This window comes from Actinomadura livida (assembly GCF_014648675.1).
Taxonomy (GTDB): Bacteria; Actinomycetota; Actinomycetes; order Streptosporangiales; family Streptosporangiaceae; genus Spirillospora; species Spirillospora livida.
Genome location: NZ_BMRO01000005.1, coordinates 279,106 through 294,443 on the forward strand (window position 1 = coordinate 279,106; position 15,338 = coordinate 294,443).

The following is a 15,338-nucleotide window of genomic DNA, read 5'->3' on the forward strand; positions in this document are numbered from 1 at the left end:
TCTCCGCCACCTACGTCCCGATTCCCGCACGCCCCAGACGGGCGCCTCCCTTGTCCGGGAGAATCGATAACCGGGGTCATCGAGACTCAGCCGCGCGGCGAACGCGTACCCCCCAGCTCTCGCAAGGCCCGCCAACGAGACCGTCCTCGGCGGTGGGGCTCCGCCGGCAAGGCACGACGGCGGGTCGCCGCGGAACTGATCAGCGACCTGGAACGAGTCTGCTGGCGCTCCTCTTCCCAATAGCGACATCTTGGTACTTGCTTCGATTCGTGAGACCACCTGATGATCGGGGATCACTTACGTTTCCGGTGGCTCACGGTGCATATGTGGCATACGGGTTGCGGTAGCGTCTGGGGTCCAGGAGGCTCCTGGCGTGGAGTCGCTCAAGGCCTTGGATCCGCCACGTATCGCGTCCTACGAGTTGCTCGGGCGGCTCGGTGCGGGCGGGATGGGGCTGGTCTACCTGGCCCGCTCACGTGGGCGGCGCCTGGTCGCGGTAAAGGTCATCCAGACAGACCTGACCGATAACCCCCAAAATTTGGAGCGGTTCCGACTCGAAGTCGAGGCGGCCAAAGAGGTCAGCGGCCATTACACCGCCCCGGTCATTGACGCCGACCTTGAGGGACGACCCGCCTGGCTAGCCACCTCCTACATCGATGGCCCCAACCTGGACAGGGTCATCACCAGACAAGGCCCCCTGGACAGACGCGCGGTCACCGCGCTCGCGGCGGCGCTGGCGGAGGCACTCAAGGCCATCCACGCAGCCAAGCTCGTCCACCGGGACCTCAAACCAGCCAACATCCTGCTCGCCGCCGACGGCCCACGAGTGATCGACTTCGGAATCGTCCGTGCGGTCGACAGGGCCGAGTTGACGCGCCACCGAATCGGGACACCCGAGTATATGTCACCCGAACAGGCCGAATGCGTGTCAGTCGGCCCCGAGAGCGACGTCTTCTCCCTGGGCGGCGTGCTGTACTTCGCCGCGACCGGACACCACCCATTCGGCACCGGTGACACCGCTGCGGTGCTGCGCCGCGTGGTGGAAGCCGAACCCGACCTGGCACGGGTTCCTCAGGAGCACCGGGAACTGATCGGCCGGTGTTTGGCCAGGCAGCCGTCCGAGCGGCCCACCCCGGACGAGATCCTGGACGATTTCTTCAACGACGCGGACGCCGCTTTAGACAACCAGGCCGGGACGGACTGGACGTCTGGCTCGATTGCTCCATTGATCAAGGAGCACATCGCCCAGACCGCCCTCTACACCCGCCAAACCGACCCTCAAGGTCGGTACCGTCCCACGCCCGAGCCCCCATTCGAACTAGAACCAGACCCTCTGGCCGAGGACCTGTCCGCCCCTCAGTCTGATGCTCACCATCCGCGCAGGTCACCACAATGGCCAACGCGCGGATCATTGTGGTCAGTGCTCAACCGCCGACGCGGGGGGCATCTTTGGGTGGTTGGACTGGGGGTCGCGCTAGTGGGCACGGTCGTGGCCGTCCTCGGCACGGCTGCATTGCGAGAAGGTGGCGATACATTCCGCCCCTGGTCCGTCGACGACGTAAGCGGGGGTGCCGTGGTGGTCAGCAATGGCCTCGTCTACGTGGGCAGGGAAAAGGGCCTCGCCGCGTACGATTCTCGGACCGGCGAGGAGCGCTGGAAATCGGAGTCGCGTGAGAGCGAAACCCTCGTGGGACGGTACGGGGCGCTACTGCTCGCACGGAGCGATAAAGGTCTAGCTGCACTCGATCCACGCTCAGGCAAGCGACGTTGGCGGATCCCACTGGAGAGTGGCGAGTGCATCACGGCCCAGTCCGACAGCGTCGCCGTGGTGGACCCACTGGCGAACGGCGAGCATCTGCTCTCGATCTTCGACACGGCGACGGGCACCCGGCGGTGGGTCCACAAGCTGGACACGGCGTCCCTTGGCTGCACAGACGACGGGGTACGGCTCGCCGGGGGGCGCGTCGGCTACGTCCGCTATGGCGATCAGAACACCGACATCCTGAACTCGTGGGCGACCGATTCGGGAGCAGGCTGGAGTGTCAGGCCAGGCGCCATCGACCAGTACGCAGCCGATGACAAGAACGTCTACGTTGCCGTCGAGGACCGCAAGGACGGGTACCGCATCCACGCCTACGCTGCCGACACGGGCCGGTTGCGCTGGGACATCCGGTTCCGAGCCGTGTCCGTGGACCGCCACGTTCCCGATGACGTTCTGTTGGCGGCCAACGGCTCAGATCTCTACGCCCTGGGAGCGGACGGCCTCTACGCGTTCAACACCACGAACGGACACCGCCGCTGGAAGTCCCCCCTCTCAGTACTCCGCTCCCCGACACTACGCATTCACCGAGACAGCGCCCAGGGAGACATGGCCTACGTGCAGTGGGACGACACCAAGATCGGCGGTCTCCGCGAAACCACGGCAACGAAGTTCGCCGCGATCAGTCTCTCGACCGGCGCACAATCCTGGCGGAAGCGCATCGAGTCGACCGCCGACATCGCGTCGTTGGGCGGCGACGTGGTCTACATCGACTCCTCCAATCTCCGTATGTTCCGCCGTGACGGCCACGAACTCCTCGCCCTGGAAGCCCGCACCGGCGAGCAGCTCTGGCGCCAAGAAATGAAGACTAGTGGCGCCACCGCCTCACCCGGAATCCTCTACGCCCGGACAGGCGACACCTTGGAAGCCATTAACGCCACCACCGGCGAACGCCCCTGAACAGACCAGCGGAAGGGCCCGGGGCGCTCCCAGCCGAGGAGCAGACCGAACCAAAGTCCGTACGGGCGCGATTCCAATGATCCGGAGCCGGACCGACCGGGCCAGCCCCAGTCACAGGCTTGTACTGAAAACGTCCGCTTGTCGGCAGACCAGCGCGTTCTGGTCTGGGCTCTTGGTTCAGGTGCCGGAGGCCATGTAGGCGGCGAGGATGTAGTTGGGGTGTCGGTCGAGGTTGTTGCGGGCTCGGTCGTAGCGCATGGTGGTGCGCGGGTCTGCGTGGCGGGCAGCGATCTGTACGTCGCGCAGGTCGACGCCGGCGTCGAGCATGGTGGTCACGAAGGTGTGGCGGAGCATGTGCGGGTGCATCCGCGGCAACCGAACGACGGATGCGGTGGCGAGCTGGCGCAGGCGGCGGGTGGCGGCGTGCCGATCCATCCGGGCCCCGCGGGTGTTGAGCAGGATCGGCCCGGCCGTCCGGTCGTCGATGGCGCGATCGATGGCTCTGCCGACTGCTGGCGGGAGGGGGATCAGTACGATCCGGGTGCCCTTGCCCACCACGCGTAGGACCCGGTGGCCGTGTTCCTCGCCCAGGTCGTCGATGTCGGCGCCGGTGGCCTCGAAGATCCGCAAACCCGAGCAGCCCGAGCATCGCCACCAGCGCGAAGTCGTTGGGGTTGGACGATGCACGTGCGGCCGACAGCAGGGCCTCGAACTGCAGATGGGGGAGTCCGAGGGTGGGGAATTCGGGTGGGACGTTGGGGCGGCGGACGTGGTCGGCGGGCGAGTGCTCGAGGATCCCGTCGATCACGCAGGTGCGGTAGAAGCCGGCTACCACTGACAGCCGCCGGGACACGGTCGAGGGCCGGAACCGGCGGACCTCCTGCAGCCACCGCACGTACATCTCCACGTGCGCACGCCGTACCGCCAAGGGCTCCAGGCGCCGTTCGGCGCACCAGGCCAGGTAGATCCGCAGATCCGACTCGGTGTGCATGCGCGAGTCACCCTTGTACCGGGCCAGGTAGGCGAGTGTCGCCAACCGAAGCACGTTCTTACCGGCAGTCCCGGAGCCGGGCGCCGCTCCCAGAAGTTCATCGAACGAAGTCATACCTGCGACGCTGCGCCCGCATCGGGCGCAAGACCAGCACCGCACGCGGCATGAGAGTGCGACACGAAAGCCTTTGAGTCAGGACAGGTGACGATCGGTGCGGTCCGGGTTTGCAAGATCGGCGTTGCGTCCTTGGAGCGCCCCCGCCAAGGCGTGGCCGGTGGCGGTCCGGCCCTCAAGAACCCACACAGTCTTTGGCATGAGCTGGTGGAATGGAGGCTATCCAAGTGGCCGCGCGGCTGGGGTATCGGGAGGACGCGATGGTGCAGGCTGGTGACACGCTGGCTGACCGGTACCTGCTGGAGGGGCGGCTCGGCCGGGGTGGGATGGGCGAAGTATGGCGGGCTGTCGACCAGCGGCTTTCCCGGTCCGTGGCGATTAAGCTATTGCTCAATGTATCTGTGAGCGCTGATCTGGTGGAACGCTTCCGGCGCGAGGCTACGATCACTGCTAACTTGCAGCACCCTGGGATCACTGTGGTGCATGATATTGCCCAACATGACGGCCAGTTGTTCATTGTCATGGAACTGCTGGACGGCACAGACCTAGGTGCTGTCCTTGACAAAGCTCCCACTGGAATACCGATAGGCCAGGCCGTCTCTCTCACGCTTCAGGCCGCGCAGGCCCTGGCAGCGGCTCACGCCCAGGGCGTCGTGCACCGGGATGTCAAGCCGGCGAACTTGTTCCAAGTCACTGGTGGCCGGGTGAAGATCTGTGACTTCGGAATCGCGCGGGCCGCTGATTCCACGGGTCTGACAGCCGCTGGCCAGTTTATCGGTACCCCGGCTTACGCCTCACCGGAGCAGTGCTGTGGGCGCAAACTCGACGGCCGCTCAGACCTGTACTCACTAGGCTGTGTGCTGTATGCCCTGCTCACAGGGCAGGCGCCCTTTCCGTCGGATCAGGCTCCAGCCATGCTGATCCATCAACACCTGAACCTCCCGCCGAGCAGCCCGCGGATCCATCGTGCGGACATCCCGGTCGAACTCGACAGGTTGATCTTGAGCCTGCTTGCTAAAGACCCAAACAACCGCCCCGGCGGCGCGGAAACTGTTGCCTCCATCCTTGACACTCTCTTTGAACGGTCGCCAGGCGCGTCCCTGCCGAACCTGCCAACGACGCTTCCCGACTCTTCACACGCAAGCACGCCAAGCTCTCAGCCGCCGCAAGTGGTCATGTCGGGCAGCGGACAGAACATCACGGCAACCTTTTACACGGGGGGCGAGCAGCAGAAGATCGAGATCGGTGCCGGCCTACCGGGATGGAAAGGGCTATTCAACCAGGCGTGGAATGAGTTGATGACTAATGGGCTGTGGATCGGCTATCCCTCAACCGAGGTTTATGCGGCAGGACCGGGCGTCGTACAACACTTCGAGTCGCACGAATCTTTGTTCGGCTGGGTGCTATGTGCTCTGCCTCCCTACCAGCGCCCTGTCGCCGTGGCGGGCGAGATCTGGCAGGCCCTAGAGGCCGCTGGCTCAGGGATCCCCAACGGAGATGGGTTCCGCGCCGTGGGACTGCCCGCACCGGACCGCGAGGCGACCCGGAAGGTTGAGTCCAACGTGGCGCGTGTCGAACTGACCGGCGGTCGATGGCGCGAAGGGGTTCTGCTTCGTGACGTGGACGGTAAGAACTGGCGTTGGGAACCGGTTCCCCATTTCACCACTAATAGAACCCCCGCATCGAAGCTATGGACCTCCAACCAAGCCGATCGGCTACGCATCCGCGCCTTGGCCACCCTCCCCTGGGCCAGTTACAATGAACTGCGGATCACACCGCAACGCCGCCGCGATCTTCACCTTGCATTGCCTACCAGTGTGCTGACCAGCACAATTACGGCATTTACGGTCCGCAGGGGAGCCGAACTTGCAGTGCAAGTGTGGGAGCGCGGCCCTAACCGGAACGCCCTGGACGCTCTGAGCTACTCAGCGACGATCACGACATCGCAGGGTGCGCCAGCACTAACTGCCGAAGTGATGATGACCCTCGGCAGCGCCACGGATTCTTCCGTCGTTGCATGCACCGAACTACGCATCGAAGACCTGGCCGCTTGGGGCGAGGCTCTGGGAGCCCCGGGCGGGCACGTACCGCAAGACCTGCGACTGTCATTGAAGGAAGTGGTGGAGTTCCTCACCATCGCCTGGCACACCGCCACCGAGGTGCTGCCCGCTGCTGTCACCGACATGTCCACGGACCATCGCTGGACCGATCCGCCGACTGTTCAGCTTCAACTCATTACCGAGCGCGACTTCAACCAGAAGTTGGCGCTACAGGCGCCCCTCGACGAGTACATCGACCTGAGCCCTTTCGGCGAAAGCGATCAAGGGCCATTTCACGAATTGCTTGTTACGATCATTTCAACGCCCATCCTCACCTCGCAAGAGCGAACGACGCTGACCCAAAAAGCCGTGATTGACATGGCACAGCGATACGGCTTCCTCGACGCTACCGAAGAGATCCTCTAGCGGAACGAACGCGTGGGTTGTCGTCAACAATCGGAGCGTACGGACGGAGCGGGTGGGACACGCCATGGTCACGATGGGCGTGGCCGGTCTTGACGAGATTCAAGCCCGGTTCCCTTCGCACGGCATCGGCCACGAACCCGTGGAGAGGTACGGAAACGGTGTGCGCCACGCGGTTGTGCTGGGCTCTGACGGGAACAGCCTGTCGCTCTCCGAGGCGCCCGCTTAGTTTAAGCCGGCCCCGGTTCCTCCGCGCCCGGCCAGCGGCATGAGAGGACGTGGCCGCAGGCGTCCGGTTTGTTTGGTTTCTGGCCATGCCCGAAGCTGTCGGGGATACAACTGATGCCCGAATGGTGGTGGAGGGCCTCGGATCGAGGGACCTCGCCCCTCGGCCTTCGACCGGGAGCGGACACGGCATGGCATCTACTGATGGCGCACGTACTGTCGAGCAGTGGCGCCGATACCTCGCCGAGTACAGCGCCGAGGTGTTGCGGGGCGACCCCGAGGAGGAACTGCACGGCGTCGGCGATCTGCAACGGTCCGCTGGCTGGCTGGGCTTCGACGGCGCAGGCGAGGGCCGACTCGCTGCGCTCGAGCAGCGTCTGGGCATTCGCCTGCCGCAGAGCTATCGGTCGTTCCTCGCAGCGTCTGACGGGTGGCTCAACATCGGCCCGTTCATGTGGACGATGCGCACCGGCGGCGAGGTCGGCTGGCTCCGTGATGCCGATGCCGACCTGTGGGAGATCCTCCGGGAGAACGCCACGCCTGAGGAGACCGCGCTCGCCGACCGTGCGTTGCTGGTCTCCGGTGACGGCGACGCCCAGTACTGGTTGCTCGACCCCGGTGATGTGTCGGCGGCCGGCGAATGGGCGGCCTACGTCTGGGCCAGCTGGTATCCCGGGTTTGGGGACCGATACGACTCGTTCGCCGCGCTGGTGGATGCCGAACGCGCGTCTTTCGAAGGCCTCAGTGGGCGCGATGGCCGTCCGGTTCACCCCGGCGGTGCCGACGAGTTGGTGGCCCAGGGCCGTGAACGGGCCCTGCAGGGCGAGGTCCGCGCCGCCGCGGAGGCTTTCGCGCACGCCGCCGTCAAGGGCTCGGGTGCCGGCGCCTACCTCGCCGTCATCTTGAATGCCTTCCTTGATCCGGCCCATGCGCACCACGAGATCCGCAACGGCATCCTCGGCCACCCTCACGTGGTCGAGGAGATCGGTCTGGAACAGGTGCGCGCCGAGGCCGTGCCGCTGTTCCTGTACCGTTCGGCCCGGGCCGGCTCGTCGGTTGCCCCACACCGTCAGCTCTTCGCCGGGATCCTGGCCGAGGAAGAGGTCGAGCGGATCGACACATTCGTGCCACCACCGCTACCAGAACCGTCCGAGTTCCATGAGGCGCTCCACCGGGCCCGGACGCTCGCCCAAGCCGGAGCCCCCGACCATGCCTGGAGCGTCCTTGAGGCCGCGCTACCCCGCTGGCACTCCGACTCCCTGTGCCGCATCGCGCCGGTCGTGCTGCTCACCGACCCGATGCTGCGCGACCTGGTCTCCCCCGAACGCGCCCGAACCATCGTGACCACGCCACGCGGGAACAACCGCTATTAACGCCGACTCTGGCGTCGGCCCCAACAGCATCCGGCGATCGGTTCGCTCACCCAGGGAAGGGGCGTCTTGGAAGCCGCCGTCCAGCAGTCCGAAGATGACACTCTCAACTCGGCAGGGTCCGGAGGCGACCGCAGACCGCCCTGAGCGTCCGAACTGCGGCATGAGAGGATGTTTCCTGACACGGACGGCCGTGCCACCCATGGCTTCACACGTGGTCGACCGGCGCAAGAGTCGACCTGTACTGTGGGGCCAGACGCCATCGCTGGGGCTTGATCCCGGGAACCATCTCGGCCACCCCACGCTTCTGCATTGCGGCCAGGGCCGTGCGGATGTTCGGCTCATCGCCGCGGTCCAAATACTCGGCGATGTGACGGGGTGAAACGCCTTCCTCGGTGTCCATTCCGGGCGCCCCCGCGACTTGACGTTGCAAGGAACCCAGCCCAGCTTCGTCGAGGGCATGCCGCCCTCGATCTTGTGGTGCGTTCTCCAGGTCCCGTGCCAGTTCAATCGCAGCCGTGCCCACGGTACGTAGGAAACGAGTGAGCGCAGCCGTGCCCACGGTACGTAGAAAGTGGGCAAAGGCCGCTTCAGTAGGTGATAGCTCCATGAGGCTAGTATCCACGAAACTATGACCCCTGTCCATAATTTATGGACAGGGGTCATACATGGCTTGATCCGGCGGCGAGCAGTGACTACTACCGGCTCTTGGGCTTTCACGAGGAGATGAACCTGGGCTGGGTGATCAACCTGGTCTCGCCGTCCAACCCGACCGCTCACGTCATGTCATGACCAGGGACGCCTCGGCTCCGGTGAACCCGGACCTAAGCGTCGAGGTCGGGACGTCGACGCCGTCTACGAGACGGTACGCGCGACCGGCGCCGAGATCGTCCATCCGCTCTGCGACGAGGAGTGGGGTGTGCGCTGCTTCTTCGTCCGCCACCTGGGCGGCACGGTGGCGGTCGTCGGCCATCGCTAATTCCGGGGCGACGGGGCATCGGCGTGAGCGCGGTCGAGTCGCCGGAGGTTTGCGGCGGACCCCCGCGCCGCAACGGGCCCCATCGGCGCGATCTGCCCGATCCGGAACCGCGGCCGGGCTCGTCACCGGCTCTCGATTCCGTCCGACCGTCCCTTGCCGACCGTCTTGGCCATGTCCTCGGACAGACCTGCTCCTCTTCGGCGAGCAAGGAGGCCGCGATACCACGAGTGCGCGCTCTAGCGCGATCGGCGGCAGAGGACTTGTGATGAGCACTGCGCACCAGAGCCACAGTGACCGCCGGAAGGTTCCCGCTCGCGCGGCGCCGATATAGCTGCCGTCCGCTCTGGTCACTTTCGCAGGTCTCCGACACCATCAACTTCCGCACGCCTCCCAACTCAAAGCACGACGAGCGCCACGTAGGCCGCCTCCCTCATCCGGGCGGTTCCGGAGAGTCGAGAATCTGTCAGCGGGCGGGTCTATCGTTGAGGAAGCATCGGCTCCATGCCGGGAGTCTTTCCTGAACCTCTAATGGCCTAACAGTCGGGGGAGCCCGCAATGACCACCACGGTCGCGGCAGACGGGACGATGAACGGACGACGGGTCAACCGCTATACCGTGCACTCGGTCGGCGGAAGAGACTGTGACACCGAGAAGTTCGAGGGGTGTCCGGGCGCCCATGCACCCGCCCGGACCAGCAGGCCTAGGCGGCCGCTACGCGCCCATGCAGGGCGCTCAACCTCTTCTCGGAGGCAGCCGTGACGAATACGGCCGACAATCAGCAGGACCCCGCCGATGGTCCCGTCCCCAGTAACCCGTTCCCAGGTTCGGACAAGGACCCCTGGCCGCAGACCTTCTCGGCGACATTGAGCCGTGCGACCGGGCTCCCCCGGGAAATCACCGATGGGCTGGCGCCCTATGTGGTTCGCCCCAAGGATCTCCTCACCCGCCACAAAGGCCAGGACGGCACCAGTGAGTACCGGCTGAAGCCGGAGGTCATCAAGCGAGACCCCAGCACTGGTCTGGACATCATGGACGTGGTGGCGCACGGCTTCGCCGGTAGTCCTGCCGAGCACAACGAACGCATCCGCAGCGCGTTTCACTCACCCGCCCGTCACCCCGCCGACCCGGCTAAAATGCTGCCGCGGCTGGTCACCGGCAAGGGCGTGGACAGCCTGCCCGCGGCGTTCCTGATGACCGAGCATCCCGTCCTCGGGAATCGGCTCAGCGAGTTGCTCAGCACGATGAATGACGCCCTCGACAGCGCCGACGGCTTCCGCAACTATCGGCTGCAGGACGACATGGCGATCTACGGCCAGAACGAGACCACCCTGCACGCGCTGATGCTGCGCACGATCGCCGAGCCCGGCGGGGCCAGCGGGAACAGGGTCCGCAGGGTCCTGGACCTTCCCGCTATAAAGGGAGCCAACCGGTCACGAGCCCGACTGGAACTGCACGGCCTGTCTGTGAAGAACATCATCTTCGGCGTCGACCGGTCCGACCTAGTCCTGCCCGAAGGAGACACCCCGGCGAAGGTCGCCGACCCCGCAGTGTGGGTTCCAGCGTTCGCCGACGCGCTGCGCACCGCCTACGGCGATCCCCGACACCGGCTCCACGAACGCGCGCACGCCGCCGCGCGGATCGCGACCATCCGCATGCAGATCATCGTCGGAACCAGCACCCCCGATGACTTCCACAACGTCGTCTTCGAACCCAACCGGGCCGACCACCGGCGACCTCCGCTGGGCTACACCCTGGTCGAGAAGACCGCTTCGGACCTCCGGGCGGTGCTGCGCGACGCCCGCAAGCAGGGCCTGATCACCGAGGCGGAGCGGGCCTGGCTGGCCAGCGAAGGCTCCGACCCCACCTCAATCCCAGGCGAGGACGCCATCACCGCCCGCGACCGCCGCGACCGCGCCCTGTTCGCCGTCGTCTTCCCCCACGCCCCTGAGCGGGCCAAGGCTGTCCGCCGTGTCTTGGGCGAACCCGCACGGACCTCCACCACCAAGGACCACGTCTGGCACCGGCTGCGGATGGTCTCCTCTGCAGTAGGAGAGGGCTACCGGTTCCGCTGGAACCCCCGCGTGCTCGACGGGCTCATCAGCAGCACGTTCATCAAGAACGGCGAACACCTCGCCGACGAGCCCACCTGGACCGAAGCACTCAGCACCGGTCACGACATCGATGAGCAGAAGCTCGGGAGGTTCCTGACCACCCGAGGAATTCACTGGCTCGCCGAACTGCAGATCCTCCAAGCGGACCGCGGGTCGATCGGCGCGCAAAGCGGCGGCGCCGAGGAAACCGACGGTGAGACCCTGACCGACAAGAAGATCCGGCGCTCCGTGGTCGACGCACGGCGGGCGCTGTTGCGTCAGCCCCGCCGCACCATCGCCCTGATGCACGAACTCGCACGCGCTTCCCAGGACGGGAGCATGCCCCGGCAGATCGACAGTGGGGGAACCCCCGTCGACGGGACTCGCGCCGACAAATACTGGTTCGACAGCCAGTTCCCACGCGAGACCCCCAAGCGCAAGCCCAAGCCCCCCAGTGAGCCGAGCAACACTGATACGACGCCGCCCCAGCAGCCGGAACTCTCGGCCGCTGAGATCTACGAGAACAGGCGGGGGGCGTTCTACTCGTCCGTCACGACCGTCCTGACCACGGTCATGGTCGAGGTGCTGACCGAGGCACGTGAGCTGGTCGCCGCCGCTCTCGACGCTCACCGCACCCCGCTGTATCAGGTCTCAGAGGACGAGCTCAAGGCGCTACACCAGGCTTTGTATGCCGTTCAGGCTGACCTGCGCATGCTCAAGTCGGCGGTCGCCGACATGCCGGTCGGTGCCACGATCATCGAGGCGTCGGAGTCTGAGAAATTCCTGACCGAAGCGGCCGACGAGGACTCGTCGTGACCGCGCTCCTGCCGACCGGGCCCGTTCTTACCAGGCCGCGCCTGGGTGCCCTGCCCCGAGCGGGTGGCCGCTTCCTGGAACACGCCTGGTTCCAGCCGGTCCCCTGGGCGCAGCGGTGGCGGTATGAGGAACTGGACATCACCACCGCGATCTACCTGATCGCCGATGCCGACCACCGGCTGCGGTGGCTCGGCCAGGCCAACCGCGCAGACGGCCTGCCCGGGCGGCTCGCCCGCCACCACGCAGATCTCGACCGGCGTGCGGTCTTCACCAAGATCCGTGTGCTGCAGCTCGTCCACGACACCCCGGACGACGTCCTCAACGCCATCGAGGGACGCTGCGCCGACCTCCTCGGCATCCGAGAGTCCATGCGGCCGCGCAGGTGGCCGTCCGCCCGCAACTGGCACGCCCTCGTCATCTAGCGGCATCCCGGTTCGACGAGGCTGGACGATGTGTGTTAACCGTCCCGGGTTGGACTGGAGCCTCTGATGTCCTCCGCCCTCGCGTACAAACATCCGCTCATCGGCATGAGCGGATGCTTGCCTGCGATGCTGTCATCCGGACTGACATCCATTGCGGCTGACACCGCGAGGGGTCGCGCGGGTCGGTTAGCTGCGTTTAGGAGACTCAGGAACTGCGATCGTGCTTCAGCAGCAACTCTGCATGTGCTCGGACATGAGGGGCGAGCCGGGCGTGGACGGGGTCGCGGTCGGCTGCCTGGAGGAGGATGGCCGCGACCGTGAGTTCGGCGAGCCGCCCCTCGCGTGTTGCCAGGACTTCGGCGAAGGTGTCGCGGACGCGGGTCGCCAGTTCTGGGACGGGAAGGGTGTAGGCGTAGAGGTGGGCGGCGTCGAATCCATGGGGGGCGGGGCCGAAGCCTTCCCAGTCGAGGATGGTCAGTTCCGGACTGGTGAGGTTGGCCCAGTGGAGGTCGCCGTGGGCGAGGGTCCAGTGGTGGACGGTGGTGTCGATGCCCGCTGCGCCGAGGTAGCGAGGGATGGTGCGGTGTACGTATTCCTGGCTGATGACGCGTGGGCGGTTGTCCGGAACCGGTGTGGCCGTGACCGTGCTCGTAGCCCGCTGCAGTCGCGACCACCAGGCGTCGGGCAGGGCGATGTGCTCGGTGAGGTCCGGAGTCGGGGAGCAGACGGGCGCCGTTACGTAGGTGCTGAGCTCGGCTCGGTAGGCATATCCCTCGTCAACCCAGTCGGCTGAGTCCAACAGCCGGGGGCGTGGGATCTCCGTGGGAAGGGTGGCAGCGGCTTCTTGAGTGCCGGTCCACAGCTTTCCGCCCTCCTTGCCCACTGGTGCCTCCAGCACCCGGAGCCAGGCGTTTCCGGAGGACGTCGTGACGGAGGCGCCGATGGTTCTTCCGCCATGGCCCCAGGCTTCGGTCGCGCTGCTGGTGGGCGCGCAGCCGAGCCGGAACGTCGCGTCGGCGAAGGCGGCGTGCATCCGTTCGCGGACGTCGGGATCATCAGGCTCGGAGAACACGACAGATGTCCTGGAGATGTGGGAGTGGGATGGCTGGACGCTGGAAGGCGCTGAGTGCTTCTCGCCAGTGTGCCGCAGTCGAGGCCGAAAGCAGCGCCCCTGTGAGTCCGGGCGTGGAGGCCACCACCGCGAGCGTCGCAGCGACGTGCGAGGCGCCGGGACTGATGAACTCGGCCAGATCGGCAGTGACCAAGTCGAGAAGTTCGCCGCCGTTCAGAGGTGCGGACGCCCACGCCTCCAGACCGGTCCCGGCGGCCTCCGCCACGGGACCGGCGCCATGCAGGGCTTCGGCGACGGGTGTGAGTTCGATGAGGTTGACGGGTAGCTGGATTGCCCGCAAATGGGTTCGGGTGCTTCCCGCTGCTCGTTGCGCTGCGGTGACGAGGTCTTGGACGGTGAAGGCGCCGCTGGTGAAGCCGCTCCAGGTGGCGATGCCGTAGCCGGCGATGTCGCCTTGATGGGCGGCTGCCTCGAGAATCGTGAACGCTTGGATGATCCGCTCGAGCAGTCGGCTTCGGTCTCCGTGGGCGCCGTGTTCGGGGTTGTGCAGGTACAGCAGGTCGAGCCGACGGCGGCCCATCTCGGTGATGTTGGCGGCGATGCGGTGTCGAACATAGGCAGGGGCTATGGAGTGGCAGCGGGCAGCTTCATCGGAAGTAATCAGACCCGCCTGTTGAGCGGTCCGGGCTTGGTGCCGGGTCATGTGGCCTGCCTTGGTGGAGATGCGCAGCCCAGGTCGGTCGGGTAGCAGACCGGCCAATTGAGCATGTGCGCTGCCTCGCGCGTAGACAGGCGCGGTGTCGATGACGGTGACCCCCGCCGTGATGGCCGCGCGGGCGGCGGCGGTTATGTCGCGGCATCGGTAGGTGCCCAGGCCGAGAACCGCCATCATGCCTCGCCCACGGCGATGATCCCGCTGCGCAACAACTGGTCGAGCAGGTCGACGGCCTGATCGGTGGTGACATTCCCGGCCTGGGCCAGAGTGCTGAGCGTGGCCGGCCGACCGGAGCTGAGCGCTTCCAGGAGCGGGGTCGCTTGGGAGGCGAGTGTCCAGCGTTGGCCGGCGGCCTCCAAGGTCAGGGTCTGCTCGGTGCGGTGCAGGACGGCCCGGGGCGTCACGAGCCGGACCTGCAGATCGGGGTCGTCCTTGAGCCGATCGTGCACTGCGTGGGGCAAGGAGAAGCCGCCGCGAGCCCCGGAGGCGGCATCACGTGCGGCCAAGTATGCATCGATCACCAAAGGGTCGTTGAGGCGTTCGGCCAGCAGCTTGCTCATCTGACGGCGCCAGACCGTCTGGGCGTCCGGGTCGGCCAGGCGTGGGAGGTCGGCGCGGACGGATGCCTGTGCGCGTAGCTCATCCACCACCCATGACAGCAGGTCGATGCCGGTGTGCGTAGACAGGCCGCAGGTCAGGTGGAGCGAGTGCTGTCCGGTGGACGCGGCGGCGGCGTGCCACCAGCCGCGCGGGACGTGCAAGGCGTCCCCGGCCTGGAGGACGAACTCGTCGATCGGGTGCTCGGGTGGTGCGTCGTCGAACTCGACGTCTCGATACAGCGGAGCGGGACGGGTGGGGCCGTAGATCCGCCAGCGTTTGGCCCCCGATACCTGGAGGACGATGACGTCGTGGTCGTCCCAGTGGACGCCGAAGCCTTCTCTCGCCGTCCAGGAAGCGTAGGCGTTGACCTGCACGCCCGTACGGAGATGGCGCTCCAGCGTGCTCACCATGGCCCCGATTGGCGGATGCATCTCTTCGATCGCGTCCAGGACCAGCGTCGCGCCGTTGCGGAGTTGCTCGGCGACGAGATGCGGCTGCGGAGCTTCCCACGGCGCCATACGCCGGTACGTCCGGCGCTCGCTGTACTCCGACGCCGGGATGGTGGCACTGTCGGCGGACAGCCGAAGACGCGGCGGCTCCAGCCGATGAGTGTCAAGAAGCTGGTTCAGCGCCGCCCAAGCCAGCAGACCGGCGAATCGGTCTCGGTCGGCGGACGATGCGGGATAGACACGGTGGGTGCGGCCCAGGTCCTGGGCGAGGAACCGGTCCCCGCCCAGAACCTCGACGATCAGGTCGATCATGA

General features: G+C 66.4%; 11 protein-coding genes. 5 read left to right on the top strand and 6 right to left on the bottom strand.

The window, feature by feature from the left end:
• The first annotated feature begins 373 nt into the window (after positions 1–373).
• A complete protein-coding gene (locus IEZ03_RS14000; RefSeq protein WP_184878625.1) occupies positions 374–2,719 on the top strand; it encodes a protein kinase domain-containing protein in 2,346 nt (781 codons plus the stop codon).
• A 177-nt stretch (positions 2,720–2,896) separates the two neighbouring features.
• Here IEZ03_RS14000 and IEZ03_RS37880 read toward each other — a convergent pair whose 3' ends face one another.
• Positions 2,897–3,349, bottom strand: a complete 453-nt coding sequence (locus IEZ03_RS37880) for a tyrosine-type recombinase/integrase (RefSeq protein ID WP_221480491.1) — start codon at positions 3,347–3,349, stop codon at positions 2,897–2,899.
• Positions 3,350–4,051: 702 nt separating this feature from the next.
• On the opposite strand from IEZ03_RS37880, the gene IEZ03_RS14010 reads away from it, so the two are divergent.
• Both IEZ03_RS14010 and IEZ03_RS14015 read left to right on the top strand, forming a co-directional pair.
• A complete protein-coding gene (locus tag IEZ03_RS14010) occupies positions 4,052–6,289 on the top strand; it encodes a serine/threonine-protein kinase (RefSeq protein ID WP_184878627.1) in 2,238 nt (745 codons plus the stop codon).
• 413 nt (positions 6,290–6,702) lie between these two features.
• On the top strand, positions 6,703–7,884 hold the full coding sequence (locus tag IEZ03_RS14015; protein ID WP_221480492.1) for an SMI1/KNR4 family protein: 1,182 nt from the start codon (positions 6,703–6,705) through the stop codon (positions 7,882–7,884).
• 205 nt (positions 7,885–8,089) lie between these two features.
• Here IEZ03_RS14015 and IEZ03_RS14020 read toward each other — a convergent pair whose 3' ends face one another.
• Complete coding sequence (locus IEZ03_RS14020) at positions 8,090–8,491, bottom strand: hypothetical protein (protein WP_184878630.1); 402 nt, start codon at positions 8,489–8,491, stop codon at positions 8,090–8,092.
• A gap of 171 nt (positions 8,492–8,662) precedes the next feature.
• Positions 8,663–8,854 (bottom strand): hypothetical protein, encoded by a 192-nt coding sequence (locus tag IEZ03_RS38710; protein WP_184878633.1) that lies wholly within the window; start codon positions 8,852–8,854, stop codon positions 8,663–8,665.
• Between the two features lie 761 nt (positions 8,855–9,615).
• On the opposite strand from IEZ03_RS38710, the gene IEZ03_RS14030 reads away from it, so the two are divergent.
• Both IEZ03_RS14030 and IEZ03_RS14035 read left to right on the top strand, forming a co-directional pair.
• Complete coding sequence (locus tag IEZ03_RS14030; protein WP_184878636.1) at positions 9,616–11,766, top strand: hypothetical protein; 2,151 nt, start codon at positions 9,616–9,618, stop codon at positions 11,764–11,766.
• Positions 11,763–12,188, top strand: coding sequence for a hypothetical protein (locus IEZ03_RS14035; RefSeq protein ID WP_184878639.1), 426 nt, complete (start codon positions 11,763–11,765; stop codon positions 12,186–12,188). Before IEZ03_RS14030 ends, IEZ03_RS14035 begins: the two co-directional genes overlap by 4 nt.
• 205 nt (positions 12,189–12,393) lie before the next feature.
• Here the strand turns inward: IEZ03_RS14035 and IEZ03_RS14040 are convergent, their stop codons facing one another.
• The 3 genes from IEZ03_RS14040 to IEZ03_RS14050 are packed head-to-tail and all read right to left on the bottom strand — an operon-like array spanning position 12,394 to position 15,336.
• Positions 12,394–13,260 carry a hypothetical protein gene (locus IEZ03_RS14040; protein ID WP_184878642.1) on the bottom strand — a complete coding sequence of 289 codons (867 nt, stop codon included), beginning with the start codon at positions 13,258–13,260 and terminating at the stop codon, positions 12,394–12,396.
• Positions 13,244–14,152 (bottom strand): aldo/keto reductase, encoded by a 909-nt coding sequence (locus IEZ03_RS14045; RefSeq protein ID WP_229808275.1) that lies wholly within the window; start codon positions 14,150–14,152, stop codon positions 13,244–13,246. Before IEZ03_RS14045 ends, IEZ03_RS14040 begins: the two co-directional genes overlap by 17 nt.
• Positions 14,149–15,336 carry a cupin domain-containing protein gene (locus tag IEZ03_RS14050; RefSeq protein WP_221480493.1) on the bottom strand — a complete coding sequence of 396 codons (1,188 nt, stop codon included), beginning with the start codon at positions 15,334–15,336 and terminating at the stop codon, positions 14,149–14,151. Before IEZ03_RS14050 ends, IEZ03_RS14045 begins: the two co-directional genes overlap by 4 nt.
• Positions 15,337–15,338: the final 2 nt, after the last annotated feature.

Coding starts and splice junctions, on each gene's coding strand:
- IEZ03_RS14045 (WP_229808275.1), bottom strand. CDS start 14,152: ATGATGGCGGTTCTCGGCCTGGGCACCTACCGATGCCGCGACATAACC.
- IEZ03_RS14050 (WP_221480493.1), bottom strand. CDS start 15,336: ATGATCGACCTGATCGTCGAGGTTCTGGGCGGGGACCGGTTCCTCGCC.
- IEZ03_RS38710 (WP_184878633.1), bottom strand. CDS start 8,854: ATGGCCGACGACCGCCACCGTGCCGCCCAGGTGGCGGACGAAGAAGCA.
- IEZ03_RS14020 (WP_184878630.1), bottom strand. CDS start 8,491: ATGGAGCTATCACCTACTGAAGCGGCCTTTGCCCACTTTCTACGTACC.
- IEZ03_RS14015 (WP_221480492.1), top strand. CDS start 6,703: ATGGCATCTACTGATGGCGCACGTACTGTCGAGCAGTGGCGCCGATAC.